Here is a 26198-nt window from a genome sequence, read left to right as displayed (position 1 = left end):
TCAGGCGTCGAACATGATCGACCGGACGGAGGAGATCAGCTTCTCCGTCGGCAGGTTGGAGAAGTTCTTGTCGATCTCGGCCGTGGTCAGCGTGCGGGCCTTGTCCGACAGCTTGCTGCGCAGGTCGCCCAGCGTCTGCGGGGCGGCGCACACGACGAGCCGGTCGAACGCGCCCTCGGCGGCATAGTCATCGATCCGGCTGGCCACCTCGGCGGTGAATTTCTGCTGCTCCTCGCGCACCGGATCGCTCGAATATTCCATGGCGGAGCGGCCGGGACCGACCGAGGAATGGCTGCGGCCGGGCTTGTCGGCCATGATGTCCTGCGCCTTCTTCGGCTCCCAGCGAAAGACCTCCTGCTCCGGGTTCTGCTGGCCATCCTTCAACAGGTTCACTCCCTTGAGCAGGCGGGCCTGATTTCCGTCGGCGGCGAGAATCCAAGTCGTAGCGGTCATTTTTCACTCCCGTGGCGAGGTTCATCGGAACGCAGATCCTTCTGCGTCGGCGAGCATCCAACAGGATTGTGGCAGGATGCGTGCTGACCCAACGCAACGCGCAGGCGCATGTTCCGGCAGGGTCGCGGCGAGGCCATCCTTTCGCGCGCTACGAAACTAGCACTTGACTTTTCGGCGCAAAACAACGACATGAGCCGAAGCGTCGCCCTTCGGCCGCCGCGTGAGCGAGCCTGCGATTTCCCGACCTTGGGATGCTAAGAAGGACAAGCGCAAGAGAACGATCCGCCTCGATTGCGGAAGACTGCGCTGACGATAGCCAACCAACCCACAAGTTCCCAATTCACGCGGGGTTCTTGACGCCAGACGAAACCGGAAGCGCATGGTGCGTTCCGGGCAATCGCGTTTGGCGCCCCGAAAGGTATTCACTTGACCACTTTCCACGACCTCGGCCTCTCGAAGACCATCGTCGCCACGCTCTCCACCCTCGGCTTTGAAAAAGCGACCCCGATCCAGGAAAAGGCCATTCCGCTCGTCATGGAAGGCAGCGACCTCATCGGCCTCGCCCAGACCGGCACCGGCAAGACGGCCGCCTTCGGCCTGCCGATGATCGAAAAGCTCCTCCTGGAAGCCCGCCGCCCCGACCCGCGCAACATCCGCGCCCTCATCCTCGCCCCGACCCGCGAACTGGTGAACCAGATCGCCGACAACCTGCGCGATTTCGTCAAGAAGACGCCGCTGCGCGTCGTCACCGTCGTCGGCGGCGCCTCGATCAACAAGCAGTCGGAAATGCTGAACCGCGGCACCGACATCCTCGTCGCCACCCCCGGCCGCCTGCTCGACCTTATCGCCCGCAAGTCCGTGACGCTGACGCAGGCACGCTACCTCGTGCTCGACGAGGCCGACCAGATGCTGGACCTCGGCTTCATCCACGACCTGCGCAAGATTTCGAAGATGGTGCCGAAGAACCGCCAGACGCTGCTCTTCTCGGCCACCATGCCCAAGCTGATCGCCGACCTTGCCGGCGAATACCTCGTCAACCCGAAGAAGGTCGAGGTCACCCCGCCCGGCAAGGCTGCCGACAAGGTGGAGCAGTACGTGCACTTCGTGCCCGGCAAGGACCAGAAGACGCAGATCCTCAAGCAGACGCTCACCGCCAATCCGGACGGCCTGTCGCTCGTCTTCTCGCGCACCAAGCACGGTGCGGAAAAGCTGATGAAGCACCTCGACCAGGTCGGCTTCAAGGCCGCCTCCATCCACGGCAACAAGAGCCAGGGCCAGCGCGAGCGCGCCCTCAAGGCCTTCCGTGACGGCGAAATCCGCGTGCTGGTGGCCACCGACGTCGCCGCCCGCGGCATCGACATCCCGGGCGTCACCCACGTCTACAACTACGACCTGCCGGAAGTGCCGGACGCCTATGTCCACCGCATCGGCCGCACGGCCCGCAACGGCCGCGACGGCATCGCCATCGCCTTCTGCGCACCGGACGAAGCGCATCTCCTGCGCGACATCGAGCGGCTGATGGGCATCAAGATCGCTGTCGCGAGCGGCGAGGCCCCGGCCGAAAGCACGGCAGGCCCCGGCGGCAAGTCGCGCAAGGGCCGCAACGCCGGCGGCCAGCGCGCCGGCAACGGCCGCGCCGGCCAGCGTCCGCAGCGCCAGCCCTTCGGCGACGGCGCGCAGGCGGAAGCCGGCGCACCGGCAGGCGCCAAGCGCCCGCAGCACGCCCGTCCCGCCCAGAAGCAGGGCGAGCGCCAGAACCGCAACCACGGCGGCGGCAACGGCCAGCCCGGCCGCCCGCAGCACCGCGGCAAGCCGCGCCGTGCTGAAGGCCAGCGCCGCGAACAGGCGTAAGCCGGTCGGTCATGAATTGAGAAACGGCGGGCCTCGGCCCGCCGTTTTCGTTTGTGGAGCGCCTCACTTCGCCGGCGCCGGGTCCTTGCGGTTCGTGAGATAGACGCCGACCGCCACGATGACGGTTCCGAGGATCATCGGGATCGTCAGCTCCTCCCCGAATATGGCGGCGGCCTGCAGGGCGGCGATGGGCGGGACAAGGTAGATGAGCGAGGCGGCGCGCGAGACCTGGCCGCGGCGCAGCAGATAGAGCAGCAGCAGGATCGCCCCCATCGAGATGCCGAGCACCGACCAGGCGAGCAGCGCGACGAAGGCGAAGCCGAAATCGACATGCAGGCTTTCGAGCGCGAGCGCGAAGGGGACGGTGACGATCAGCGCGCCGACATATTGCAGCGTCGCGATGGCGCGGATGTCGCCGGTATGCAGGTGCTGCTTCTGGTAGATGGTGCCGTAGGTGACGGCCGCCATGCCGAACATGTTGACGACGATGGCGAAGGCCGGGATCTCCGCCGAACCGTGGCCGAAGAATTTCGGCAGGACGGCGAGGAGCACGCCGAGGAAACCGAGACAGAGCCCGAGCTTCTGCGTCGTGCCCAGCCGCTCGCCGATGAAGAACGGCGCCGCCAGCGCCGTCATCAGGGGCTGGAGGGCGGCGATGATGGACGAGAGCGCCGCGGGAACCCCCTCGCCGATCGCCCACCAGACCGCGCCGAGATAGATGCCGTGCAGGAAGGCGCCGGAGACGACGGCATGCAGGACCGTGCGCGGATCGCGCGGCCAGGACACGCCGGATGCCACGCAAAGGCCGCCGAACAGCAGCGCGGCGACGACATAGCGGATGCTGAGGAAGGTCAGCGGCTCGGAGACGATGGCGCCGAACTTGGCGACGACCCAGCCGGTGGACCAGAGCAGGACGAAGATGACCGGGGCGAGGCGATCGAGGGACATGGTGTTTCCGCGGACGGGACAATCGATGCGCGAGCGATAGGCATCGCGCCGGTGATGGTCAAAGGAATTTCCTTGATGCTTAGGTTCAGGCAAAGGCAGCGCGAACAGTCTTTCGGCACCTGCCCATGTTTTCGGCAACCCCAATCGGGTGGGGCGCGACCTGCGGGGACATTTCCGGCAAGAACCGTCGCGATGGCCGGTTCTGGATGCTTCCAAAGCGGTGTGAGAATTCTTGACCGCTAATTGAGCATGGTTCTTGCATTGCCGGGGATGTTGTACTCAAATGACGAAAAATGGGGAACACGCCTTTGGCATTTGATGAAATGATGAACGCGGACTCCGGTGCGCGGCAGCCATATCAGAACTACCATGAATGGTACGCAGCACAGGATCGGGCCCGCCTGATCGCCAAATCGAGGGACGCCGAGAACCTCTTTCGCAAAACCGGCATCACCTTCGCGGTCTACGGGCACGCGGACAGCTCCGAAAAGCTCATCCCCTTCGACATCATTCCCCGCATCATCTCCGGCCGCGAATGGCGCAAGCTCGCCCAGGGCATCGAGCAGCGGGTCATCGCCCTCAACGCCTTCCTCGAAGACATCTACCACAAGCAGGAGATCATCAAGGCGGGCCGCATCCCGCGCGAGCTGATCGAGCGCAACGAGGCGTTCCTGCCGCAGATGATCGGCTTCAAGCCGCCGGGCGGCGTCTATACCCACATCGTCGGCACCGACATCGTGCGCACGGGCGAAGACCAGTTCTACGTGCTGGAGGACAATGCCCGCACCCCCTCCGGCGTCAGCTACATGCTGGAAAACCGCGAAACCATGATGCAGATGTTCCCCGAGCTGTTCCACCTCAACAAGGTGCGGCCGGTCGAGGACTACCCGAAGCTGCTGCGCCAGAGCCTTTCCTCGCTCGCCCCGCCCGGCTGTTCGGGCAAGCCGCGCGTGGCGGTGCTGACGCCCGGCATCTTCAACTCCGCCTATTACGAGCACGCCTTCCTCGCCGACATGATGGGCGTGGAACTGGTGGAAGGCTCGGACCTGCGCGTCGTCGACGGCAAGGTGAAGATGCGCACGACCCGCGGCTACGAGGCCATCGACGTCATCTATCGCCGTGTCGACGACGACTTCCTCGACCCCCTCACCTTCCGGCCGGATTCGGCCCTCGGCATTCCCGGCATCATGGATGTCTACAGGGCCGGCAACGTCACCATCGCCAATGCGCCGGGCACCGGCATTTCCGACGACAAGGCGATCTATTCTTACATGCCGGAGATCGTCGAGTTCTATACGGGCCGCAAGGCGCTTCTGGAAAACGTGCCGACCTGGCGCTGCTCGGAAGCGGACAGCCTGAAATACGTGCTCGAGCATCTGGAGGAACTGGTTGTCAAGGAAGTGCACGGCTCGGGCGGCTACGGCATGCTGGTGGGCCCGACCGCCTCGAAGAAGGAATGCGCGGCCTTCGCCGAAAAGCTGAAGGCCCGGCCGGCGAACTACATCGCCCAGCCGACACTCTCGCTCTCCACGGTCCCGATCCTCGTCAACAAGGGCATCGCGCCCCGGCATGTCGACCTCAGGCCCTATGTGCTGGTTTCCGACAAGGTGCAGATCATTCCCGGCGGGCTGACCCGCGTGGCGCTGAAGGAAGGCTCGCTGGTGGTCAATTCCAGCCAGGGCGGCGGCACGAAGGACACCTGGGTTCTGGAGGACTGAGCCGATGCTGGGAAGAACTGCAAACGGCCTCTACTGGATGTTCCGCTATATCGAGCGCGGCGAGAACATCGCCCGCCTCGTCGACGCGGGCCTGCGCATGGCGCTGACGCGCTCCGGCTCCTCCGACGAGGACTGGGACGGCGTCCTGCAAAGCGCCGGCGTGCGCGAGGATTTCGACAGCGTGCACGGTGCGCTGACGAGCGCCGACGCCATCGACTACCTCCTGCGCGACCGGTCCAATCCGTCGAGCGTCATGTCCTGCATCGAATCGGCGCGCAACAATGCCCGCATGGTCCGCACGGCGCTGACGCGCGAGACCTGGGAAGCGACGAACGAATGCTGGATCGAGTTCAAGGAGATGCTCGCCAGGCGCGTCCGCCCGGCCGAGATGCCGGAGGTGATCGATGCGATCAAGCGGCGCACGGGCCTCATCCGCGGCGCCTTCCACGGCACGATGCTGCGCGACGACATCTACAACTTCTCACGCATCGGCACCTTCATCGAGCGGGCGGACAACACGGCGCGCATCCTCGACGTGAAATACTACGTGCTGCTGCCGGCGATCGCCAAGGTGGGCTCTTCGCTCGACAACAGGCAGTGGGAATCGATCTTGCGCTCGGTCTCGGCGCACCGCTCCTATAGCTGGGTCTACGACGGCGACCATTCCGCGGCCAACATCGCCGACTTCCTGATCCTCAACGAGCGCATGCCGCGCTCGCTCGCCTACAGCTACGACAAGATCGTCAGCAATCTCGGCTATCTGGCAAAACTCTACGGCGAGACCCATGCCGCGCACGAGACCGCGTCCTCGACGCTGATGCTGCTGAGAAGCCGCAGCATGGACGACATCATGGAACAGGGGCTCCACGAGTTCATCGAGGAATTCATCGTGCACAACAATCGCCTCGGGGAGGAAATCTCCGAAGGCTACCGTTTCTATCGCTAGGGCCGGGGACGCGCGATGCGACTGAAGATCAGCCACACGACCGAATATCGCTATGACGACCCCGTCCAATATTCCCTGCAACGGCTGCGGCTGACGCCGAAGAACCAGCCGGGCCAGATCGTGCTGCACTGGAGGACCATCGTGGACGGCGCCCGCCAGGAGGCCGGCTATACCGATCATTTCGGCAACCATGTCGATCTCGTCAGCACCAATGCCGAGCAGGTGGCCATCCGCATCGTCGCCGAGGGCGAAGTGGAGACGGAGGACCGGGCGGGCGTCTTCGGCCCGCACCAGGGGTTCGTGCCGCTCTGGCTCTACCTGCGCGAAACGCCGCTGACCCGGCCGGGCAAGCTGATCCGCGACATGGCCAAGGCCTCCGCCGGCGACAACGAACTCGCGCGCATGCACGACCTGATGGCGATGCTGCACGAGACCGTCGCCTACAGGCCGGGCGAAACCGCGGCCACTACCACGGCCGAACAGGCGCTCGAAAGCAAGCAGGGCGTCTGCCAGGACCATGCGCACATCTTCATCGCCGCCGCCCGCCATCTCGGCATTCCGGCCCGCTATGTCTCCGGCTACCTTATGATGGAGACGCCCGAACAGACGGCGAGCCATGCCTGGGCCGAGGTGCACTTGCAGGGTCTCGGCTGGGTCGGTTTCGACGCGGCGAACAAGATCTGCCCGGATGCGCGCTACGTGCGCCTCTCGACGGGCCTCGACTACAAGGATGCGGCGCCCGTCTCCGGCATGGTGGTGGGCAAGGCGGCCGAGACGATGAGCGTCTCCATAACAGTGGCGCCGTCCGCCGGCCAGAGCCAGGCGCAGAGCCAGGCGCAGAGCCAGAGCTGAGGGCGGCAGCCTGCGGCCGCCGCCCCTCTCGTAACGCTCAGCGGGAGGCCGTCTGGAGCAGGCGGCAGAGCTTGACCAGGCCGGCATCATAGCCGCCGCTGCCGATGCCGCGGCAGCGCTTGATCATCTGCATTCGGTCGCGTTGGGGCAGTTGCGAGAACTCGCGCAGCACGGTGCGGTCGCCCGGCGTCAGGCCACCGCCCGCCCCGCCGCCGATACCGATGTCGATATTCGCATCGAGCAGGCTGCCGCCGCCGACATTCGCGCCGACGTTCGCTCCAAGCCCGCCGGTGCCACCGACATTGGCCCGCACATTGGCGTCCAGCAGCCCGTTGGATCCGCCGACATTGGCTTTCGCACGGGCATTCACGCCGTTTCTGCCGCCGACGGACGCGTTCACATCGGAATCGACGAGACCGCGCGTGCCGCCGACATTCGCTTTGACGCCGGCATTGATGCCATTCGACCCGCCGACGCTGGCGCCGACCCGCGCGCCGGCGAGCCCGTTGCCGCCGCCGACCGTTGCCCCGACGCCGGCCTTTACGCCGCCGACGCTGACACCCACGCCGAGCCCCCGGCCTTCCTGCGCCAGACCATGCGCCGGCACGGCAAGAACCGCCGCGACCAGAACAGCCGAAAGCCTGGGGATCGACACTGAACGTGATGCTGTGAACATGGGAACCTCCAATTCAGCATCCGGCCCGGGATTGAGCCGGCATCGCAAAACGGAAGGTTGAGCAGGCGCCGCTTGTTCCCGCGGAACGGCAGCCATTCTCCGGCAGGGAAAACGAAGGGTTTACACGGAAGAGCAAGCCACGCCGCCGTGCCGTTTCGAGACAGTTCGGGCGTGGCCCGCAAAGGCCACGCCCGAGCAAGGAAACGACTGCACGGCCTCAGGCCAGCGTATAGGCGGTCTTCACCGTGGTGTAGAACTCGTTGGCATATCTGCCCTGCTCGCGCGAACCGTGCGAGGAGCCCTTGCGGCCGCCGAAGGGCACATGGAAATCGACGCCCGCCGTCGGCAGGTTCACCATGACCATGCCGGCCTCCGCATTGCGCTTGAAGTGCGTCGCATGCTTGAGGCTGGTCGTCGCGATGCCCGAGGAAAGGCCGAAGGGCGTGTCGTTGGCGACGGCCAGCGCTTCCTCGTAGTCCTTGACGCGGATGACCGCGGCGACCGGGCCGAAGATCTCCTCGCGCGCGATGCGCATGTCGTTCGTCGCCTCGGTGAAGAGCGCGGGCGCTAGATAGAAGCCGGGCGTGTCGCGCTTGAGGAGCTCGCCGCCGAAGGCGAGCTTCGCGCCTTCCTGCCTGCCGATCTCGATATAGTCGGTATCCTGCTTGAGCTGGCTCTCGTCCACGACCGGGCCGATATGGGTGCCGGCCTTCAGTGCGTCGTCCACCACCACGCTCTTCAGCCGCTCGCCGACGGCGGCGACGAAGCGGTCATGGATGCCTTCCGTCACGATGACGCGCGAGGAGGCCGTGCAGCGCTGGCCGGTGGAGAAGAAGGCCGAGTTGACGGCGGCTTCCACCGCGACGGTGAGGTCCGCGTCGTCGAGCACGACGAAGGGGTTCTTGCCGCCCATTTCGAGCTGGTACTTGCGGTTATGCTCGACGGAGGCGGCAGCGACGCGCTTGCCCGTGCCCGTGGAGCCGGTGAAGGTGATGGCGTGGACGTCGGGGCTGTCGAGCATCGTCTGGCCGACGACCGAGCCCTTGCCCATGACGAGGTTGAGGACGCCCTTCGGCAGGCCGGCGCGCACGAGGATGTCGACGATGGCCCAGGAGCAGCCCGGCACCAGCTCGGCCGGCTTGAAGACGACCGTGTTGCCGTAGCAGAGCGCCGGCGCGATCTTCCAGGCGGGAATGGCGATGGGGAAGTTCCAGGGCGTGATGATGCCGACGACGCCGACCGGCTCGCGGGTGATCTCGACGCCGATATTCGGGCGCACGGACGGCAGCGTCTCCCCGGCAAGGCGAAGGCACTCGCCCGCAAAGAAATCGAAGATCTGGCCGGCGCGCACCGTCTCGCCGATCCCCTCGGCCAGCGTCTTGCCTTCCTCGCGCGAGAGCAGCCGGCCGAGTTCGTCCTTGCGGGCGAGGATCTCGTCGGCGGTCTTCCTCAGGATCGCGTGGCGCTCCAGGATGCCGGAACGCGACCAGGCCGGGAAGGCCGCCTTGGCGGCGGCGATCGCCGCCTTCGTGTCGTCGGCGGAGGCGCGGGCATATTCGCCGACCACGTCGTCGGTGTTCGACGGATTGACGTTCTTGATCGCCTCGGAGCCGACCCATTCGCCGGCAATCAGGTTCTGGTGGATGGTCATGGGCTCGACAAGCCTCCTGTCTGTCATGATGCGGCCCGATAAAACCGGGCCGCGACCGGAATTACAATTGGCGAATGACGATTTCTTCTTCCGTGGCGACCGCCAGCGGATTGCGCAGCGGCAGGCCGAAGCCCTCCGCGCCGATCTCGAACACGTCGCCCTCTTCCGTGCGGATGCCGTCGCCGAAGGACAGCGTCGCCGTGCCGAACATGTGCACATGCACGTCACCCGGCGAACGGAACAGGCCGTACTTGAAGTGATGGTATTCGAGATTGGCGAAGCTATGCGACATGTTCGCCTCGCCCGAGACGAACGGCTTTTCCCACAGCACCTTGCCCGCGCGCAGGATGCGCGAGAAGCCGCGGATATCCTCCGGCGCGGCACCGACGCGGATTTCCGGGCCGAAGCTCGCCTGCCGCAGCTTGGAATGGGCGAGGTAGAGATAGTTGATCCGCTCCGTCACATGGTCGGAGAACTCGTTCGACACGGCAAAGCCGATGCGGAAGGGCGAGCCGTCCTTCGCGATGACGTAGATGCCGGCCATTTCCGGCTCCTCGCCGCCGTCGAGCGCGAAGGAGGGCGAGGTCAATGCCGCGCCCGGCGCGACGGCCTGCGTCCCGTTGCCCTTGTAGAACCATTCGGGCTGCACGCCCTTCTCGCCGGCCTTCGGCTTGCCGTTCTCAAGACCCATGCGGAACATCTTCATCGAGTCCGTCAGCGTCTCCTCGGCCGCTTCCGCCGCCTTCTTGTGCATGGAATCGCGCGTGGCGGCGGAGCCGAGATGGGTCAAGCCCGTGCCGGTCAGGTGGAGGTGCGCGGCATCGGGATGGGTGATCGGCGACAGCAGCCGGCCCTCGGCATAGGCCGCTTCGAGATCGACCTCCGCGCCGAGACCTTTCGCGTCGATGACGGCCTTCAGCGATTGTCCGCCATTGGCCGCTTCCATAGCGAGCGCGTGAACGCTCTCCGCGCCCTTCACCGCACGGCCCCTGCCGCCCTCCTCGCGCACGACCACGGTGATCGAGCCATCGGCATTTCCTACCTGCGAAATCAGCATCTTCGTTTCCTTCCTGAAGCCGGCAGCAAGCCGAGCTCCGCACTTGCGGCGGACGAAGGTCCCCGCTCTGGCCGCGCTGGCGGCCGGTCAAATACGCTTGCGATGGGGCGGCCGGCCGGTTTCCCGGTCAGCCCTTGTTCTTGTTGTAGACGTCGAAGAACACGGCGGCGAGCAGCACCAGGCCCTTGATGAGCTGCTGGTAGTCGATGCCGATGCCCATGATCGACATGCCGTTGTTCATCACGCCCATGATGAAGGCACCGATGACCGCGCCGGTGATCTTGCCGACCCCGCCCGACGCCGAGGCGCCGCCGATGAAGCAGGCCGCGATGACGTCGAGCTCGAAGCCGACGCCGGCCTTCGGCGTCGCCGAGTTGAGGCGGGCCGCGATGATCATGCCGGCAAGCGCGGCGAGCGCGCCCATGTTGACGAAGGTGTAGAAGGTCAGCCGCTCGGTGTTGATGCCCGACAGCTTCGCCGCCTTCTCGTTGCCGCCCATCGCATAGATGCGCCGGCCGATGGTCGTGCGCGTCGTCACGAACGTATAGAGCGCGATCAGGAGGCCCATGACGACCAGCACGTTGGGCAGGCCGCGATAGGTCGAGAGCTGGAAGCCGAGGAAGATCGCCACGGCACCGATGACCGCCATCTGCACGGCGAAGAAGGCGAAGGGCTCGTTCTCCGTCTCGTGCAGCGTGTTCATGCGCCGCTCGCGCAGGCCCGCATAGACGGCATAGGCGACGAGCGCCAGCACGGCGATGAGCGCGACATAGTTCTTGATGAGGCTGGTCGCCGGGTCCGTGAACGACAGGAAGTCCGGCACGAAGCCCGTGGAGAGGATCTGGAACTCCTTCGGGAAAGGGCCGACCGGCCGGCCGCCGAGCACGACATAGGTCATGCCGCGGAAGACGAGCATGCCGGCCAGCGTCACGATGAAGGACGGGATCTTCTGGTAGGCGACCCAATAGCCCTGCGCCGCGCCCATGACAGCGCCGACGAGGATGCAGGCCGGCACGACGACGATCGCCGGCAGCCCCCATTTCACCAGCATGATCGCCGATATGGCGCCGATGAAGGCGACGATGGAGCCGACCGAGAGATCGATGTGCCCCGCCACGATGATCAGCAGCATGCCCAGCGCCATGATGACGATGAACGAGTTCTGCAGCACCAGGTTGGTGATGTTGATCGGGCGGAAGAGCACGCCGTTGGTGATGGCCTGGAAGAAGATCATGATCACGACGAGCGCCACGAGCAGGCCGTATTCGCGGATGTTCTTCCTGAGATAGTCCCCCACCGAGGTCTGGGTCGTCTTGGTCGCGGTGTCGGTGGCCATTAATGTTTCTCCCCGGAGCGCATGATGGCGCGCATGATGGATTCCTGGCTTGCTTCCGCCTTGGAGAGCTCGGCCACGATGCGTCCTTCGTTCATGACATAGATGCGATCGCAGGTCCCGAGCAGTTCCGGCATCTCCGACGAGATCATCAGGATGCCCTTGCCCTCGGCGGCAAGCTGGTTGATGATGGTATAGATTTCGAACTTGGCGCCGACATCGATGCCGCGCGTGGGTTCATCGAGGATCAGCACCTCGGGATTGGTGAAGAGCCACTTCGACAGCACCACCTTCTGCTGGTTGCCGCCCGAAAGGTTGACCGCTTCCTGGTAGATCGAATGCGAGCGGATGCGCAGCTTCTGGCGGTAGCCGGAGGCGACCTTCGCTTCCTGCCGGTTGTCGATCACGCTCGCCCGGGAAACGTCGTTCAGGTTGGCGAGCGTCGTGTTGTGCATGATGTTGTCGATCAGCACGAGGCCGAGCTGCTTGCGGTCTTCCGTCACATAGGCAAGGCCCGCGTCGATGGCCTTCGGGATCGTGCTCACGTCCACGGGCTTGCCGCGCATGGTGACGTCGCCGGTGATCTTGTGGCCCCAGCTCCTGCCGAAGAGGCTCATCGCCGTCTCGGTGCGCCCGGCCCCCATGAGGCCGGCGATGCCGACCACCTCGCCGGCGCGCACGGTGAAGCTCACGTCATGCAGGAACTGCCGGTCGCGGTGCTGCTGGTGGAAGACGTTCCAGTTCTTCACCTCCAGGAGCGTCTCGCCGATCGCGACCTCGCGCGGCGGATAGCGGTCTTCCATCTCGCGGCCGACCATGCCCTTGATGATGCGGTCTTCCGAGATATCCCCGGTGTGGCAGTCGAGCGTCTCGACCGTGCCGCCGTCGCGCAGGATGGTGATCTGGTCGGCGACCTTTTTGATTTCGTTCAGCTTGTGCGAGATGATGATCGAGGTCATGCCCTGCGTGCGAAACTCCACGAGCAGCTTGAGCAGCGCGTCGGAGTCCTTCTCGTTCAGCGAGGCGGTCGGCTCGTCGAGGATGAGCAGGCGCACCTTCTTGGAGAGCGCCTTGGCGATCTCGACGAGCTGCTGCTTGCCGACGCCGATATTGGTGATCAGCGTGCCCGGCGGCTCCCTGAGGCCCACCTTGTCGAGCAGTTCCTGCGTGCGGCGGAAGGTGGCCTTCCAGTCGATCACGCCGTTCGTCGCCACCTCGTTGCCGAGGAAGATGTTCTCGGCGATCGACAGGAGCGGCACCAGCGCCAGTTCCTGGTGGATGATGATGATGCCCAGATGCTCGCTGTCGGAGATCGTGGAGAAATGGCGGACCTCGCCGTCGAAATGGATTTCCCCCTCGTAGGAGCCGTCCGGATAGACGCCGCTCAGTACTTTCATGAGGGTGGATTTGCCTGCGCCGTTCTCGCCGACAAGCGCGTGGATCTCGCCTTCGCGGACCTTCAGGTTGACGTTGTCGAGCGCCTTTACGCCGGGGAACGTCTTCGTGATGCCGCGCATTTCGAGAAGGGTCTTGCTCATATACCAGTTTCCAGCGGCCATCGCCTGCAAGAGGGCAGGCAAGGCGAGCCTATTCGCTCTGCGATCCGGATAAAAGAGGGTTCGCGCGGGAAGCGCGAACCCCTTGCAATGGAAGAACGATCAGTTCTTGAGCTGGTCGGCCGTGTAGTAGCCGGAGTCCTCGACGAGGATCTTCTCGGCGTTGGACTTGTCGACGGCGACCGGCTTCAGCAGGTAGGACGGAACGACCTTGACGCCGTTGTCGTAGGTCTTGGTGTCGTTCACTTCCGGTTCCTTGCCTTCCATGATCGCGTTGACCATGTTGACAGCGACCTTGGCGAGTTCGCGCGTGTCCTTGAAGACCGTCGAATACTGCTCGTCGGCGAGGATCGACTTGACCGACGGAAGCTCGGCGTCCTGGCCGGTGACAACAGCCATCGGCTGGTCGCCCGAGCCGTAGCCGACGCCCTTCAGGGCCGACAGGATGCCGATGGACAGGCCGTCATAGGGCGAAAGCACGCCATCGACGCGGCCATCGGTGTAGGTCGAGGAGAGAAGGTTCTCCATGCGGGCCTGCGCGACCGCGCCGTCCCAGCGCAGCGTGCCGACGGTTTCCATGCCGGTCTGGCCCGACTTGATGACGATGTCGCCCTTGTCGATCAGCGGCTGGATGACCGACATGGCGCCGTCATAGAAGAAGAAGGCGTTGTTGTCGTCCGGCGAACCGCCGAAGAGCTCGACGTTCCACGGCTTGGTGTCCGGGAACTTCGCCTTCAGGCCGTCGACGAGGCTGGTGGCCTGCAGGACGCCGACCTGGAAGTTGTCGAAGGTGGCGTAGTAGTCGACATTGCCCGAATCGCGGATCAGGCGGTCATAGGCGATGACCTTGACGCCGGCATCGGCAGACTTCTGGAGGATGTCCGAGAGCGTCGTGCCGTCGATGGCGCCGATCACGAGGACCTTGGCGCCCTTGGTGACCATGTTCTCGATCTGGGCAAGCTGGTTCGGGATGTCGTCGTCAGCGAACTGCAGGTCCGGCGTGTAGCCGGCGTCCTTGAACAGCTTTTCCATCGTCTCGCCGTCCGAGATCCAGCGGGTCGAGGTCTTGGTGGGCATGGAAATGCCGACCATGCCCTTGTCCTGGGCAAAGGACGGCGCCACGAACGACGCGACGCTGATGGCAGCGGCGGCGAGAAGCGAAGTGATCATTTTCATTGAACGGTCTCTCCCTGGTGCGCACTGGCCGAAATTGCAGCCAGGCATTGTTCCGTGCGCCGGCGGGGCCGCATTCAGGCGACGCCTGGACTGGTCGGGCAAAAGCCCGCCGATCCCCACTCCCAAGGACCCCAGCGCACATTGGCGCAAGGTCTACCGAATTGCCATAACTGTCAAATGCAATGAACTTCTAAACCGATATCAAATTTGATATGTAGTGACCGAAATATACTATTTTTTATCGATCGGAGAAACCATGCATCTGCACGGCGATGGCCAGGAGCAACTTTTTGCCGGCGAGGGCTTCGACAACCTGCAGGGGGTGGGCCTTCTGCGCAGCGGCCTGAAGCTCAGCCACCTGCGCATGATCGTCGCCATCGAGGAGCACAAGCAGGTGAGCGCGGCCGCCGACGCGCTCAACATCTCCCAGCCCGCCGCCTCGCGCATGCTGACGGAAATGGAGACGATCCTCAAGGCCCAGCTCTGCGAGCGCGTCTCGCGCGGCGTCGCCCTCACCGCCTTCGGCCGCGCCTTCGCGCGCCGCGCCCGCACCATCCTGCTCGAACTGCGCGAGGTCGACCGCGAGCTCTCGGCGCTGAAATCCGGCACCGGCGGCTCGGTCTTCCTCGGCTCGGTGACGGCGCCCGCCATCAGCCTCGCCGTGCCGGCGATCCAGCAGGTCAGCGCCGCCTATCCCGGCATCGAGGTGAACGTGCGGGTGGAGACGAGCAACGTGCTCGCCCGCGAGCTGCTCGCCGCCCAGCAGGACTTCATCATCGCCCGCGTGCCGGACGACCTCAACCCGCGCCTCTTCAACGTCACCGAGATCGGCATCGAGCGGGCCTGTCTCATCGTGCGCAAGGGGCATCCGCTGACGGAAAAACCGGTCGTCGGCCTTGCCGACCTGCCGCATTACGACTGGGTGTTCCAGCCGGCGGGCACGCTGCTGCGGCGCCGCATCGAGGAGCTTTTCATCGCGGCGGGCGTGCCGCTCCCCTCCACCGTGGTCAACACCTCGTCCATCCTGCTCACCACCGCCATCGTCTGCGGCTCCAATGCGATCGCGCCCGTCGCGCGCGACATGGCGACCTTCATCGCGGATGTCGGCGCGCAGGCCGGCGAGATCCGCATCCTCGACACGGATTTCGAGATCGACATCAAGCCCTACAGCCTCATTTCCGTCAAAGGCCGGGCGCTCCCCCCGAGCGCCAAACTGCTCTATGATCTCATCCTGCAACGCAGCCGGATGCTTTCGCCGGACTGATCGATCGGAGAGACCATGTTCGGCATGACCGTATTCGAATCCGTGCTGGAACGGCTGCGGGCCGAGGCGCGCGAGGCGGAAGAAGAGATAACGGAAGAGCAGGGCCCCGCCGCTGTTCGCGGCCTCACCTCCGGCTTTGCCGGCCTCGGCGCGACGGGCGCCTTCATGTCCGGCTCGCAGGCCGCCGCCGCCTATCTCGACCTCTACGAGGCGCCCGTCCCGCCGGAGCCGGAAAGCCCGCCGGAAGAGCCCGCCACCGTGCCGGAACATTTCCTGCGCATCACGCCGGAGGCGGTCGCGGAAGACCTTGCCCTTGCCGGACGCGAAAGCATCGACGACCTCGCCGCGCGCCGCCGCAGCTTCGCACGCGAAAACCACCCGGACCGCGCCCCGGCCGAGCTGCGCGCCAATGCGACGCTCCGCATGAAGATCGCCAACATGCTGATCGACGAGACGATCCGGCGGATCCATGTGGAAAAGAGCCTCGGCCTCTAGCCCCGGCTGCCGGCAATGTCCGCCCCCCTCTTCCGTCATGCTCGTGCCTGTCCCGGGCATCCGCAAACGTTGCGATCTTTCAAAGCGCTGGCAGACCCTCGGCACAAGACCGAGGATGACGAAGCAAGGTTTGCCGATGAACTGCCTTAGCCGTCGCTCTTCGTTTCGCCGCCCTCGACCGGCGGTGTGGCGGCCGGCGCGGAGGGCTTGAAGAAGAGGATGAGGTTGGCGAAGGCATAGGCGGTCACGATGAGGAAGATCGTACCCCAGGCCTGCTCGCCGTTGTAGAACTCCACCGCCGTCCATGCCGCGCAGGCCCCGACCAGGAGCAGCCGCCGCCAGAGCGGGCGGTAGAACGGATGGTCGGGATCGATGAATTTCATGAACGTCTCCTCGCGCGTCCAGGGCGTTTCCCGCTTTTCTCGGAAATCGCGAAAGCGCCCTATCCCGGCTCCCCGCAATTCCGGACGCAAAACCGCTGCGCACGTTTTCCGGAATTGCTTCAGCGCTTACATAGGTGGTTTTCCGGCGCGAGGAAACCGGCTTTCAACCATCCAGCCGTTCGAGGAAGGCGGCAAGCTCCGCCGCCTCGATGCCGACGAGATGGCCCTTTTCCGGATAGGCGCCGGAGCGCACGTCGTCGGCATATTCGCGGAAGGCGGCGATGCGCTCCTGCTGCAGCCGGTCGTATTCGGCGGCGAAGTTGCGGTAAACCTTGGCATGGCGTGGATAGTGGCCGCGGTTCTGGCCGAGCACGTCCTCGGCGAAGAGATATTGCGCGTCGCAGCCGGTGCCCGCGCCCATGGAGAGCATGACGAGCGACGTCTTCGCGCTGATCGCGGCGGCGACCTCGCCCGGCACGACCTCGATCTCGGCCGCGAAGGCGCCCGCCTCCTCCAGCGCCTTGACCTGCCGGAAGATATCCAGCGCGCTCTCCGCCGTCTTGCCGACGGCGCGGAAGCCGCCCGTCCACGTCGCCTTGGAGGGGATGAGGCCGACATGGCCGCAGACCGGGATGCCCTCCTCGCGCAGGCGCCGCACGGTCGAAAGGCCGGCCGCGCAATAGACGGCATCGCCCCCCGCCTTCATCGCCTGGAAGGCGCCGCGCAGGTAATCGTCGGCGGTGACGAAGTCGCCATATTCGAGGCCCGGGAAGGCGAAGACCGTCGGCGCGGCCTCGCGGAAGGCAGGCCCCAGCAGGGCGGGCGGCACGGAGACGAGGTCGATGCCCGCCTGCTCGGCGGCCTCCGCCTCCTCCAGCGTCACGACGCGCAGCATGGTGAGCTGGCGCTTGCCCTTCATGGCCTGGAGGTCGGCGACGGTCGGTCTCTTGGTCTTCACGGGGTGTTCTCCTCAGGCGGCGAGCAGTTTCTTGAGCTTGGTTTCCGGCGCGGCGAGCTCCGCCGGGTCGGGATGGATGCGGGCGGCGATCAGCATTTCCGCAAGGCGGATGTCGCGGGCAACCGCATTGCCCGGCCCGATGCCGCTCGCCGCGATCAGCCGACCCTCGCCGTCGAGATGGAAGAGGATGAAGGCTCCCTCGCCCATCTCGCGCCGCACCGTCGTCACCGTCCCGTCGGCAAGACCGGCGATCTGGAGCGTCATGTCGTACTGGTCCGACCAGAACCATGGCACGGCCGAATGAACGTCCTCGCCGCCCAGCATGTTGGCGGCGGCAAGCTGGCCCTGCTCCTGCGCGTTGCGCCAGGATTCGAGGCGAATGCGGCGGTCGCCGTAAAGCGGAAGCGGCCAGGACGTGCAGTCTCCCGCAGCGAAGATATCAGCATCGGAGGTGCGCAGATGGCCGTCGACGGCAATGCCGTTGTCCACCGCAAGGCCGGCGGCCTCCGCCAGCTCCGTGTTCGGCACCGCGCCGATACCGACGACGAGGAGGCTTGCCGAAACGACGCGGCCATCCTCCAGCGCAATGCGCACCTCACCCGGCAGGTCCTCGATCCCCGTGACCTTCGCGCCGCAGAGGATTTCCACGCCTTCGGCCATGTGCCGGTTGGCGACGATCTCGGCGATCTCGGGCGGCACGCCCCGCGTCAGCACGCGCGGCAGGCCCTCGACCAGCGTGACGGAAGCGCCGAGCTTGCGGGCGCTCGCGGCAAGTTCCAGCCCGATGAAGCCGCCGCCGAGAATGGCGACGTGGCTGCCCTCCACCAGATGCGCGCGGATGCGGGCCGTATCGTCATGGCTGCGCAGCGTCGCGATGCGGCCGCCATAGTTCGTTCCCGGCAGGGCGCGCGGGCGCGCGCCGGTGGCAATCAGCAGCCTGTCATAGGCAACGACCGTGCCGTCCCCCAGCACGACATGCCTTGCGGCGCGGTCGATCTCGGAGACCGTGCGGCCGAGCAGAAGGTCGATGCCGGCCTCGACATAGCGTTCCGCCTGCGCGACCAGCTTCGGGCCGGCGCCCGCGACCAGCGCCTCCTTGGAGAGCGGCGGGCGCTCATAGGGCAGATGGGTTTCGCTGCCGATCAGGGTGATCGCGCCGTCGAAGCCCCTTTCGCGCAGCGCGAAGGCCGCGCGTGCGCCGCATTCGCCGGCACCGACGATGACGAAGCTCATCATGGCGATATCCTCTATCTCTTTGTTTCCACGCAATTCCGGACGCAAAACCGCTGCACACTTTTGCCGGAATTGCTCTAGAGACCGATGAAGACGGTGCCGCCCTCGACCTTGACCGGATAGGTCTTGAGGTCGATGCAGACCGGCGCGCCCAGCGCCTCGCCGCTCTTGTAGTTGAAGCGGCCGTTGTGCTTGGGACATTCGATGACGTGGTCCATCACGAGGCCGTCGGCGAGGTGGATCTTCTCGTGCGTGCAGAGCCCGTCCGTCGCGTAATAGGTGTCTTCCGGGCTGCGGTAGATCGCGAAGGTCCGGCCCGCATGGTCGAAGCGGATGACGTCCTCCTCGTCGATCTCGTCCGCCGCGCAGACCTCGATCCAGGTGTCGCTCATGGTCTCTCCTCCAGTGACTGTTGGTTATTCGGCGGCAGCAAAGGCCGGTTCCGCGTGGAGTTCTTCCTTGTAGGGCCGCGCCGTCGGCGGCAGCTCGCGCTTCAGGAAGTAATCCTCGTTGCGAAGCTGGCGCAGGAAGGCCGGGATCATCTCCCTGTAGCCGTGCCACATCGACGGGTTCGGTTCCGGCAGGTCGTGCCTGATCATGGCGTGCAGCCTCGGCAGCGCATGGTAGGGCACCATCGGGAACATGTGGTGCTCCACATGGTAGTTCATGTTCCAGTAGATGAAGCGGCTGACCGGGTTCATGTAGACCGTGCGGCTGTTCAGCCGGTGGTCGATGACATTGTCGGCAAGGCCGCCGTGCTGGAGAAGGCCCGTCAGCACATGATGCCAGGCACCGTAGAGCCGCGGCAGGCCGATCAGCATGGCCGGCAGGATCGAGCCGAAGGCGAAGCAGGCGGCGATGGTGGCGACATGGATGGCGAGCCAGATGCGGGCAATGCGGATCGCCTTCGGCTGCTCGGATTCGGGAATGAAGGTCTTTTCGGCGGCGCTCATCCTGCCTGCCGCATTGAGCAGCATGTCGATGACGGCATGCCAGGCATCGAGAAGGCCGAAGACGTTCAGCACGAGGCGCGCAAGATCCGGCGGGCGCATGACGGCGATTTCCGGATCGCGGCCGACGATCACCGTATCCGTATGGTGGCGCGTATGGCTCCAGCGCCAGGTCACCGGATTGCGCATGATCATGAAGCAGGCGATCTGGTAGACCGCATTGTTCATCCACATCGTCTTGAAGGCCGTGCCGTGGCCGCATTCGTGCCAGCGGCTGTCGGAGGCCGAGCCGTAGAGCACGCCATAGATGAGGAAGAACGGCACGCAGGCCCAGGTTCCCCAGAACCACGCGCCGAGCCCGCCGGACACGACGAGACAGCCGAGCCAGATCGCGGTGTCGCGGATCGCCGGGGCGTCGCTGCGCTGCATCAACGCCTTCATCTCCTTGCGGGGGATTTCGGTGTGGTACCACTCGGCTGCCGCAAGACCGTTGGCAACGGCGGCCTCGGCATCCCGGCCAAGAAGGCTGTAGTCCCGCTTCGTCGGCTTCATCGCTCGTCTCCTCCATGAGGGGGCGTTTCCGCTCCACGCCTCGTCCAGTGACCAAACGATAGCGCCGCTCCTTGCGTCTCTCAATCCTGCCATGATAGAATGCATCAAATTCCATCATCCGCTATCATTCGTCCTTGATGGAAAGATTTCAGGGAGGGGAAAATGGCATCGAGACCCACCATCTCGGATCTCGCCCGGGCCGCCGGCGTCAGCGTCGCGACGGTCGACCGGGTGCTGAACGGCCGCCATAAGGTCCGCGAGGAGACGGCGCGCCGGGTCTACGAGGCGGCCAATGCGATCGGCTACCATGCCATCGGCCTCATCCGGCAGCGCGTCTTCGAGGACCTGCCGCAATATAGGCTCGGCTTCAGCCTGCAGCGCCCGAGCCAGGCCTTCTACCAGAACTTCGCCCGCGAGATCGAGATCGCCTGCAATGCCTGCACGACCGCCCGCATCGTGCCGCAGGTCGACTTCATCAACGCGCAGACCCCGGCGGCGATGACGGAGATGCTGCGCCAGCTTTCCGCGCGCAACCAGGCGCTCGCCGTCGTCGCGCCGGACTATCCGGCGACGACCGCCATGGTGGAGGAACTGAAGGACCGCGGCCTTCCGCTGTTCTGCCTGCTCTCCGACTTCGCCATGGACGTGCGGCAGGGCTATATCGGCCTCAACAACATGAAGGTCGGGCGCACGGCGGCCTGGATGATCGCCAAGGGTGCGAAACGGCCGGGCAAGGTGGCGATCTTCGTCGGCAGCCACCGCTTCCACGGCCACGAGCTGCGCGAGATGGGCTTCCGCTCCTTCTTCCGCGAGAAGGGCCAGGATTTCGAGGTGCTGGACACGCTGGTCAATCTCGATACCAGCGAGATCACCCACGAGGCGACGGCGAACCTTCTCGCCCAGCATCCCGACCTCGTCGGCCTCTATGTCGCCGGCGGCGGCATGGAGGGGGCGATCTCGGCGATCCGCGAGGAAGGTTACGCCGGACGGATCCAGCTCATCGTCAACGAGCTGACGCCCGAATCGAAGGCCGGCCTTGCCGACGACGTCGTTACCATGGCGATCAATACCCCGCTGCCGGCCCTCTGCCGCGAGCTCGTCTCGCTGATGGTCACCGCCATCGAGAAGGGTGGCAATGCCGTGCCGGGGCAGACCTTCCTGCCCTTCGACATCCTCCTGCCGGAAAATATCTGACGCCGGGATGAGGGTTTTCCATCACGCCCTTGGCCAAATCTCTCAGCGATGAAGGTGCCCGCCGCGCCTTCGGCTTTGACGCCCGTCAAGTGCGTCCCGATCCTCATGCGTGCATGCGAGGCCCCCTGTCGGCGGCCTCGAAAATCGGAGGACACCCATTCCATGCCGCCCCTTGATTTCGCCCTGAACCACATGACGGCCCCCGGCCTCAAGCTGGACGCCTTCTTCGCCCTTGCCGTCTCCCTCGGCATGAAGGCGGTGGAGATTCGCAACGACCTCGACGGCAACGCCATCCTCGACGGCACGACGCCGGCCCAGGTGAAGGCGCTCGCCGAGCGCCACGGCGTCACGATCATCTCGATCAACGCGCTCCAGCGCTTCAACGAATGGACGCCCGCCCGCGTCGCCGAGGCGAAGGACCTCATCGACTATGCGAGCGCCTGCGGCGCCCGCGCGCTCGTGCTCGTGCCGAAGAACGACGGCACCGGCCAGGCTGACGGCGAGCGGCAGGAGAACCTGCGCACGGCGTTGACGGCCCTGAAGCCCCTGCTCGACGCCGCCGGCATCATCGGCCTCGTCGAGCCGCTCGGCTTTGAGATCTGCTCGCTGCGCTCCAAGCGCGAGGCGGCCGAGGCGATCCGCGCCGTCGGCGGCGAAGCGACGTTCCGCCTGGTGCACGATACGTTCCACCACCACCTTGCCGGCGAGCCCGACCTCTTCGCCGGCCTCACCGGCCTCGTGCACATTTCCGGCGTCGAGGACCCGGCGGTCTCCGTTTCCGACATGCGCGACGGCCACCGCGTCCTCGTCGGCCCGAAGGACCGTCTCGATAATGCCGGCCAGATCAAGGCCCTGCTGGCCGCCGGCTATGCCGGCCCGCTCTCCTTCGAGCCCTTCTCGCCTTCGGTCCACGACGTCGCGGACCCGAAGGCCGCCGTTGCCGAAAGCGTCGCTTTCCTCAGCGCAAATATCTGAAAAGCCTCACGCCGGCGGCCCCGCCGCCGGTATTTTTCCCCAGGACCCGGGCCTTGCCTTATCGCCGAAATGGAACGGGCTTGACGTCCCGGGCAGAAAATGGAATAAACATTCCGCAATACGGAATTCGCGGTTTGTTTATTCTGTTTTGACCTTTTGCATCCCGGGAGGAGCAAGGGGCGGGCCGTCCCGCAAGGGCCGGTCATCCGGTTGATCTGTGGTGCCGCCGGACACCATGTTGAGGAGGAGAACAACATGAAAAAATTCATTCTTGGTTCGGCGCTCGCCGTCATGATGTCCACGGCCGCCCATGCCGAAACGATCGGCGTTTCCATGGCGCTGTTCGACGACAACTTCCTGACCGTCCTGCGCAACGGCATGTCCGACTATGCCAAGACGCTCGACGGCGTCGAGCTGCAGATCGAGGACGCCCAGAACGACGTCGCCAAGCAGCAGAGCCAGGTCCAGAACTTCATCGCCTCGGGCGTCAGCGCCATCATCGTGAACCCGGTCGATACCGACGCGACCGCCGCGCTCTCCAAGGCCGCCGCCGATGCCGGCATTCCGCTGGTCTATGTCAACCGCGAGCCGGTCAACATCAACGAGCTGCCGGAAAAGCAGGCCTTCGTCGCCTCCAACGAGCAGGAATCCGGCACGCTGGAAACCCAGGAAGTCTGCCGCCTGCTGAACGGCAAGGGCAAGGTCGTCGTCATGATGGGCGAGCTGTCCAACCAGGCCGCCCGCATGCGCACGCAGGACATCAAGGACGTGATCGCGACCGACGAGTGCAAGGGCCTCGAGATCGTCGAGGAGCAGACCGCCAACTGGTCGCGCACCCAGGGCTCGGACCTGATGACCAACTGGCTCTCCGCCGGCCTGGAATTCGACGCCGTCATTTCCAACAATGACGAAATGGCCATCGGCGCCATCCAGGCCCTGAAGGCCGCAGGGCGCTCGATGGACAGCGTCGTCGTCGCCGGTGTCGACGCCACGCAGGACGCGCTTGCCGCCATGGCTGCCGGCGACCTCGACGTCACCGTGTTCCAGGATGCCGCCGGCCAGGGCAAGGGCTCGGTCGACGCCGCGCTGAAGCTCGCCAAGGGCGAGAAGGTGGATACCAAGGTCTACATCCCCTTCCAGCTCGTGACCCCGGCGAACATCGCCGACTTCCAGGCGAAGAACTGACCGGCTCGCCGGCAAACGAAACCCGATTAGACTGCCATGGACGCGCGCACGCCTGCGTGCGCGCGTCCGACCCGTTTCAGGTGCTCCGGGAGGGAGGAACACGATGGTCAGTCCGACCACCATGGCCGCGGTTCGTGCAAGCGGCGCCATTCCGAATGCGGATTATCTTCTGTCCGCGGAAGGCATCCGCAAGGAATTCCCCGGCGTCGTCGCGCTCGACGACGTCCAGTTCAAGCTGAAGCGCGGCACCGTGCATGCCCTGATGGGCGAGAACGGCGCCGGCAAGTCCACCCTGATGAAGATCCTCGCCGGCATCTACACGCCCGACCAGGGCGAGGTGCTGCTGAAGGGCCAGAAGATCCGGCTCGCATCGCCGCTGGACGCGCTGGAGAACGGCATCGCCATGATCCATCAGGAGCTCAACCTGATGCCCTTCATGACGGTCGCGGAGAACATCTGGATCCGCCGCGAGCCGAAGAACCGCTTCGGCTTCGTCGATCACGGCGAGATGCACCGCAAGACGGCCGAGCTCTTCAAGCGCCTCAACATCGCGATGGACCCGGAAACGCAGGTGCGCGACCTCTCCGTCGCCAACCGCCAGATGGTCGAGATCGCGAAAGCCGTCTCCTACGAGAGCGACGTCCTCATCATGGACGAGCCGACCTCGGCCCTGACGGAACGCGAGGTGGAACACCTCTTCACGATCATCCGCGACCTGCGCTCGCAGGGCATCGGCATCGTCTACATCACCCACAAGATGAACGAGCTGTTCGAGATCGCCGACGAATTCTCGGTGTTCCGCGACGGCAAGTATATCGGCACCCACGCCTCGACCGACGTGACGCGCGACGACATCATCCGCATGATGGTCGGCCGCGAGATCACCCAGATGTTCCCGAAGGAGGAGGTGCCGATCGGCGACGTCGTCCTGTCGGTAAAGAACCTCACTCTCAAGGGCGTCTTCCACGACGTTTCCTTCGACGTGCGCGCCGGCGAGATCCTCGGCCTAGCCGGCCTCGTCGGCTCGGGCCGCTCGAATGTCGCCGAGACGATCTTCGGCGTGACGCCCGCCACGTCAGGCACGATCTCGATCAACGGCAAGCAGGTAAACATCGACAGCCCGAACACGGCGATCCGCCACCGCATGGCCTTCCTGACGGAAGACCGCAAGGACACCGGCTGTCTCCTGATCCTCGATATTCTGGAGAACATGCAGATCGCCGTCCTCCAGGACAAGTTCGTCAAGAACGGCTTCGTCCAGGAGGGCGCGCTGAGCAAGGTCTGCGAGGAGATGAGCCGGAAGCTGCGCGTCAAGACGCCGAACCTTTCCGAAAGGATCGAGAACCTTTCGGGCGGCAACCAGCAGAAGGTGCTGATCGGCCGCTGGCTGCTCACCAATCCGCGCATCCTCATCCTCGACGAGCCGACGCGCGGCATCGACGTCGGCGCGAAGGCGGAAATCCACCGCTTCGTCACGGAGCTTGCCCGCGACGGCGTCGCCGTCGTCATGATCTCGTCGGAAATGCCGGAAGTGCTCGGCATGAGCGACCGCGTCATGGTCATGCACGAGGGCCGCGTCACCGGCATCCTCGACCGCGCCGAGGCGACGCAGGTCAAGGTCATGGAACTGGCGGCCCAATAAGTTCAGGGCCGCCGAGCGGCCGCAAGGGAGGTAATCATGAGCACGAATTCCGCAGCGCAGGCCCAGGTCGCCGCGCAGAAATCTGCCCGCCGGCTGCCGCCGGAACTCAGCATCTTTCTCGTCCTCGTCGGCATCGCGCTGGTCTACGAGATCCTCGGCTGGATCTTCGTCGGCCAGAGCTTCCTGATGAACTCGCAGCGCCTGACGATCATCATCCTTCAGGTCTCGGTCATCGGCATCATCGCCGTCGGGGTGACGCAGGTCATCATCACCGGCGGCATCGACCTGTCGTCCGGCTCGGTGGTCGGCATGACGGCGATGTTCACCGCCTCGCTCGCCCAGGCCTCGACATGGCCGCGCGCGCTCTATCCCTCGCTGACCGACCTTCCGGTCATCGTGCCGGTCGTCGTCGGCATCGGCGTCGGCCTTCTGGCCGGCTTCATCAACGGCCAACTCATCGCCAAGACCAAGATCCCGCCCTTCATCGCCACGCTCGGCATGATGGTCTCCGCCCGCGGCATCTCCAAGTGGTATACCAAGGGCCAGCCAGTCTCGGGCCTCACCGAGCAGTTCAACTTCATCGGCACCGGCATCTGGCCCGTCGTGATCTTCCTCGTCGTCGCGGTGATCTTCCACATCGCGCTGCGCTACACCCGCTACGGCAAGTTCACCTATGCCATCGGCGCCAACGTGCAGGCTGCCCGCGTCTCCGGCATCAACGTCGAGTCCCACCTCGTGAAGGTCTATGCCATTGCCGGGGCGCTTGCCGGTCTTGCCGGCGTCGTCACCGCGGCGAGAGCTCAGACCGCGCAGGCCGGCATGGGCGTGATGTACGAACTCGACGCCATCGCCGCGACCGTCATCGGCGGCACCTCGCTTGCCGGCGGCGTCGGCCGCATCACCGGCACGGTCATCGGCACCGTCATCCTCGGCGTCATGACATCGGGCTTTACGTTCCTGCGCGTCGATGCTTTCTACCAGGAGATCGTCAAGGGCGTGATCATCGTCGCCGCCGTCGTCGTCGACGTCTACCGCCAGAAGAAGCGCAAGGTCTGATCCCAATCTCCGCGGCCCCGGCCGCGGCGCCTTCGCGGGGCGAGCGCATCGCCCCGTCCCTCCCCGCCGGCGCGGCCGGCAGTACACCAGAGAG

24 protein-coding genes are annotated in these 26198 nt (G+C 65.3%); 11 read left to right on the top strand and 13 right to left on the bottom strand.

What is annotated here, in order from left to right; translation table 11 throughout:
- Nucleotides 1–453 carry a host attachment protein gene (locus L0976_RS06750; RefSeq protein ID WP_203319630.1) on the bottom strand — a complete coding sequence of 151 codons (453 nt, stop codon included), beginning with the start codon at nucleotides 451–453 and terminating at the stop codon, nucleotides 1–3.
- Nucleotides 454–879: 426 nt separating this feature from the next.
- Here L0976_RS06750 and L0976_RS06745 point away from each other — a divergent pair, with 426 nt between their 5' ends.
- On the top strand, nucleotides 880–2304 hold the full coding sequence (locus L0976_RS06745) for a DEAD/DEAH box helicase (protein ID WP_234186618.1): 1425 nt from the start codon (nucleotides 880–882) through the stop codon (nucleotides 2302–2304).
- A gap of 63 nt (nucleotides 2305–2367) precedes the next feature.
- On the opposite strand, the gene L0976_RS06740 is transcribed toward L0976_RS06745, so the two are convergent.
- Nucleotides 2368–3252, bottom strand: a complete 885-nt coding sequence (locus tag L0976_RS06740; protein WP_234186617.1) for a DMT family transporter — start codon at nucleotides 3250–3252, stop codon at nucleotides 2368–2370.
- A 323-nt stretch (nucleotides 3253–3575) separates the two neighbouring features.
- On the opposite strand from L0976_RS06740, the gene L0976_RS06735 reads away from it, so the two are divergent.
- Genes L0976_RS06735 through L0976_RS06725 form a run of 3 tightly spaced genes read left to right on the top strand, consistent with a single transcriptional unit; the run spans nucleotide 3576 to nucleotide 6768 of the window.
- On the top strand, nucleotides 3576–4970 hold the full coding sequence (locus L0976_RS06735; protein WP_234186616.1) for a circularly permuted type 2 ATP-grasp protein: 1395 nt from the start codon (nucleotides 3576–3578) through the stop codon (nucleotides 4968–4970).
- Between the two features lie 4 nt (nucleotides 4971–4974).
- A complete protein-coding gene (locus tag L0976_RS06730; RefSeq protein WP_234186615.1) occupies nucleotides 4975–5916 on the top strand; it encodes an alpha-E domain-containing protein in 942 nt (313 codons plus the stop codon).
- A 15-nt stretch (nucleotides 5917–5931) separates the two neighbouring features.
- Complete coding sequence (locus L0976_RS06725; protein ID WP_234186614.1) at nucleotides 5932–6768, top strand: transglutaminase family protein; 837 nt, start codon at nucleotides 5932–5934, stop codon at nucleotides 6766–6768.
- A 37-nt stretch (nucleotides 6769–6805) separates the two neighbouring features.
- On the opposite strand, the gene L0976_RS06720 is transcribed toward L0976_RS06725, so the two are convergent.
- From L0976_RS06720 to chvE, 6 genes are all read right to left on the bottom strand, one after another.
- Nucleotides 6806–7444, bottom strand: coding sequence for a hypothetical protein (locus L0976_RS06720; protein WP_234186613.1), 639 nt, complete (start codon nucleotides 7442–7444; stop codon nucleotides 6806–6808).
- A 217-nt stretch (nucleotides 7445–7661) separates the two neighbouring features.
- Entirely contained in the window at nucleotides 7662–9095 is a 1434-nt protein-coding gene (locus tag L0976_RS06715; protein ID WP_203319787.1) for an aldehyde dehydrogenase family protein, read from the bottom strand.
- A 61-nt stretch (nucleotides 9096–9156) separates the two neighbouring features.
- Nucleotides 9157–10152 carry an AraD1 family protein gene (gene araD1 / locus L0976_RS06710; RefSeq protein ID WP_234186612.1) on the bottom strand — a complete coding sequence of 332 codons (996 nt, stop codon included), beginning with the start codon at nucleotides 10150–10152 and terminating at the stop codon, nucleotides 9157–9159.
- 127 nt (nucleotides 10153–10279) lie between these two features.
- Nucleotides 10280–11488 carry a multiple monosaccharide ABC transporter permease gene (mmsB, locus tag L0976_RS06705; RefSeq protein ID WP_203319638.1) on the bottom strand — a complete coding sequence of 403 codons (1209 nt, stop codon included), beginning with the start codon at nucleotides 11486–11488 and terminating at the stop codon, nucleotides 10280–10282.
- Nucleotides 11488–13023 carry a multiple monosaccharide ABC transporter ATP-binding protein gene (mmsA, locus tag L0976_RS06700; protein ID WP_234186611.1) on the bottom strand — a complete coding sequence of 512 codons (1536 nt, stop codon included), beginning with the start codon at nucleotides 13021–13023 and terminating at the stop codon, nucleotides 11488–11490. Before mmsA ends, mmsB begins: the two co-directional genes overlap by 1 nt.
- 120 nt (nucleotides 13024–13143) lie before the next feature.
- Nucleotides 13144–14217 carry a multiple monosaccharide ABC transporter substrate-binding protein gene (gene chvE / locus L0976_RS06695; RefSeq protein WP_203319640.1) on the bottom strand — a complete coding sequence of 358 codons (1074 nt, stop codon included), beginning with the start codon at nucleotides 14215–14217 and terminating at the stop codon, nucleotides 13144–13146.
- Between the two features lie 256 nt (nucleotides 14218–14473).
- Here chvE and L0976_RS06690 point away from each other — a divergent pair, with 256 nt between their 5' ends.
- Nucleotides 14474–15481: a LysR family transcriptional regulator gene (locus L0976_RS06690; protein ID WP_203319641.1), complete on the top strand. Its 1008-nt coding sequence runs from the start codon at nucleotides 14474–14476 to the stop codon at nucleotides 15479–15481.
- A gap of 15 nt (nucleotides 15482–15496) precedes the next feature.
- Nucleotides 15497–15976, top strand: coding sequence for a hypothetical protein (locus L0976_RS06685; protein WP_234186610.1), 480 nt, complete (start codon nucleotides 15497–15499; stop codon nucleotides 15974–15976).
- A gap of 146 nt (nucleotides 15977–16122) precedes the next feature.
- Here the strand turns inward: L0976_RS06685 and L0976_RS06680 are convergent, their stop codons facing one another.
- From L0976_RS06680 to L0976_RS06660, 5 genes are all read right to left on the bottom strand, one after another.
- Nucleotides 16123–16359: a hypothetical protein gene (locus L0976_RS06680; protein ID WP_234186609.1), complete on the bottom strand. Its 237-nt coding sequence runs from the start codon at nucleotides 16357–16359 to the stop codon at nucleotides 16123–16125.
- Nucleotides 16360–16522: 163 nt separating this feature from the next.
- Nucleotides 16523–17317 (bottom strand): 3-methyl-2-oxobutanoate hydroxymethyltransferase, encoded by a 795-nt coding sequence (locus L0976_RS06675; protein ID WP_234186608.1) that lies wholly within the window; start codon nucleotides 17315–17317, stop codon nucleotides 16523–16525.
- 12 nt (nucleotides 17318–17329) lie between these two features.
- Complete coding sequence (locus L0976_RS06670) at nucleotides 17330–18553, bottom strand: NAD(P)/FAD-dependent oxidoreductase (protein ID WP_234186607.1); 1224 nt, start codon at nucleotides 18551–18553, stop codon at nucleotides 17330–17332.
- A gap of 74 nt (nucleotides 18554–18627) precedes the next feature.
- Nucleotides 18628–18942 carry a MocE family 2Fe-2S type ferredoxin gene (locus L0976_RS06665; RefSeq protein ID WP_234186606.1) on the bottom strand — a complete coding sequence of 105 codons (315 nt, stop codon included), beginning with the start codon at nucleotides 18940–18942 and terminating at the stop codon, nucleotides 18628–18630.
- 24 nt (nucleotides 18943–18966) lie between these two features.
- Complete coding sequence (locus tag L0976_RS06660) at nucleotides 18967–20052, bottom strand: fatty acid desaturase family protein (RefSeq protein WP_234186605.1); 1086 nt, start codon at nucleotides 20050–20052, stop codon at nucleotides 18967–18969.
- Nucleotides 20053–20214: 162 nt separating this feature from the next.
- Between L0976_RS06660 and L0976_RS06655 the strand changes: the two genes are divergently transcribed.
- The 5 genes from L0976_RS06655 (at nucleotide 20215) to L0976_RS06635 (ending at nucleotide 26104) form a co-directional block, all read left to right on the top strand.
- Nucleotides 20215–21246 (top strand): LacI family DNA-binding transcriptional regulator, encoded by a 1032-nt coding sequence (locus tag L0976_RS06655; RefSeq protein WP_234186604.1) that lies wholly within the window; start codon nucleotides 20215–20217, stop codon nucleotides 21244–21246.
- 162 nt (nucleotides 21247–21408) lie between these two features.
- On the top strand, nucleotides 21409–22221 hold the full coding sequence (locus L0976_RS06650; protein WP_234186603.1) for a TIM barrel protein: 813 nt from the start codon (nucleotides 21409–21411) through the stop codon (nucleotides 22219–22221).
- A gap of 255 nt (nucleotides 22222–22476) precedes the next feature.
- Nucleotides 22477–23406 carry a sugar ABC transporter substrate-binding protein gene (locus L0976_RS06645; RefSeq protein WP_234186602.1) on the top strand — a complete coding sequence of 310 codons (930 nt, stop codon included), beginning with the start codon at nucleotides 22477–22479 and terminating at the stop codon, nucleotides 23404–23406.
- A 103-nt stretch (nucleotides 23407–23509) separates the two neighbouring features.
- A complete protein-coding gene (locus L0976_RS06640) occupies nucleotides 23510–25048 on the top strand; it encodes a sugar ABC transporter ATP-binding protein (RefSeq protein ID WP_234186601.1) in 1539 nt (512 codons plus the stop codon).
- A gap of 36 nt (nucleotides 25049–25084) precedes the next feature.
- On the top strand, nucleotides 25085–26104 hold the full coding sequence (locus tag L0976_RS06635) for an ABC transporter permease (RefSeq protein WP_234186600.1): 1020 nt from the start codon (nucleotides 25085–25087) through the stop codon (nucleotides 26102–26104).
- The last annotated feature ends 94 nt before the right edge of the window (nucleotides 26105–26198 follow it).

Source organism: Shinella sp. NM-101 (genome assembly GCF_021401195.1).
Taxonomy (GTDB): Bacteria; Pseudomonadota; Alphaproteobacteria; order Rhizobiales; family Rhizobiaceae; genus Shinella.
The sequence above is the reverse complement of the archived record's forward strand: the minus strand, read 5'-3'. Positions and strand labels throughout refer to the sequence as shown.

Coding starts and splice junctions, on each gene's coding strand:
- L0976_RS06750 (WP_203319630.1), bottom strand. CDS start 453: ATGACCGCTACGACTTGGATTCTCGCCGCCGACGGAAATCAGGCCCGC.
- L0976_RS06740 (WP_234186617.1), bottom strand. CDS start 3,252: ATGTCCCTCGATCGCCTCGCCCCGGTCATCTTCGTCCTGCTCTGGTCC.
- L0976_RS06735 (WP_234186616.1), top strand. CDS start 3,576: ATGATGAACGCGGACTCCGGTGCGCGGCAGCCATATCAGAACTACCAT.
- L0976_RS06730 (WP_234186615.1), top strand. CDS start 4,975: ATGCTGGGAAGAACTGCAAACGGCCTCTACTGGATGTTCCGCTATATC.
- L0976_RS06725 (WP_234186614.1), top strand. CDS start 5,932: ATGCGACTGAAGATCAGCCACACGACCGAATATCGCTATGACGACCCC.
- L0976_RS06720 (WP_234186613.1), bottom strand. CDS start 7,444: ATGTTCACAGCATCACGTTCAGTGTCGATCCCCAGGCTTTCGGCTGTT.
- L0976_RS06715 (WP_203319787.1), bottom strand. CDS start 9,095: ATGACCATCCACCAGAACCTGATTGCCGGCGAATGGGTCGGCTCCGAG.
- araD1 (WP_234186612.1), bottom strand. CDS start 10,152: ATGCTGATTTCGCAGGTAGGAAATGCCGATGGCTCGATCACCGTGGTC.
- mmsB (WP_203319638.1), bottom strand. CDS start 11,488: ATGGCCACCGACACCGCGACCAAGACGACCCAGACCTCGGTGGGGGAC.
- mmsA (WP_234186611.1), bottom strand. CDS start 13,023: ATGAGCAAGACCCTTCTCGAAATGCGCGGCATCACGAAGACGTTCCCC.
- chvE (WP_203319640.1), bottom strand. CDS start 14,217: ATGAAAATGATCACTTCGCTTCTCGCCGCCGCTGCCATCAGCGTCGCG.
- L0976_RS06690 (WP_203319641.1), top strand. CDS start 14,474: ATGCATCTGCACGGCGATGGCCAGGAGCAACTTTTTGCCGGCGAGGGC.
- L0976_RS06685 (WP_234186610.1), top strand. CDS start 15,497: ATGTTCGGCATGACCGTATTCGAATCCGTGCTGGAACGGCTGCGGGCC.
- L0976_RS06680 (WP_234186609.1), bottom strand. CDS start 16,359: ATGAAATTCATCGATCCCGACCATCCGTTCTACCGCCCGCTCTGGCGG.
- L0976_RS06670 (WP_234186607.1), bottom strand. CDS start 18,553: ATGATGAGCTTCGTCATCGTCGGTGCCGGCGAATGCGGCGCACGCGCG.
- L0976_RS06665 (WP_234186606.1), bottom strand. CDS start 18,942: ATGAGCGACACCTGGATCGAGGTCTGCGCGGCGGACGAGATCGACGAG.
- L0976_RS06660 (WP_234186605.1), bottom strand. CDS start 20,052: ATGAAGCCGACGAAGCGGGACTACAGCCTTCTTGGCCGGGATGCCGAG.
- L0976_RS06655 (WP_234186604.1), top strand. CDS start 20,215: ATGGCATCGAGACCCACCATCTCGGATCTCGCCCGGGCCGCCGGCGTC.
- L0976_RS06650 (WP_234186603.1), top strand. CDS start 21,409: ATGCCGCCCCTTGATTTCGCCCTGAACCACATGACGGCCCCCGGCCTC.
- L0976_RS06645 (WP_234186602.1), top strand. CDS start 22,477: ATGAAAAAATTCATTCTTGGTTCGGCGCTCGCCGTCATGATGTCCACG.
- L0976_RS06640 (WP_234186601.1), top strand. CDS start 23,510: ATGGTCAGTCCGACCACCATGGCCGCGGTTCGTGCAAGCGGCGCCATT.
- L0976_RS06635 (WP_234186600.1), top strand. CDS start 25,085: ATGAGCACGAATTCCGCAGCGCAGGCCCAGGTCGCCGCGCAGAAATCT.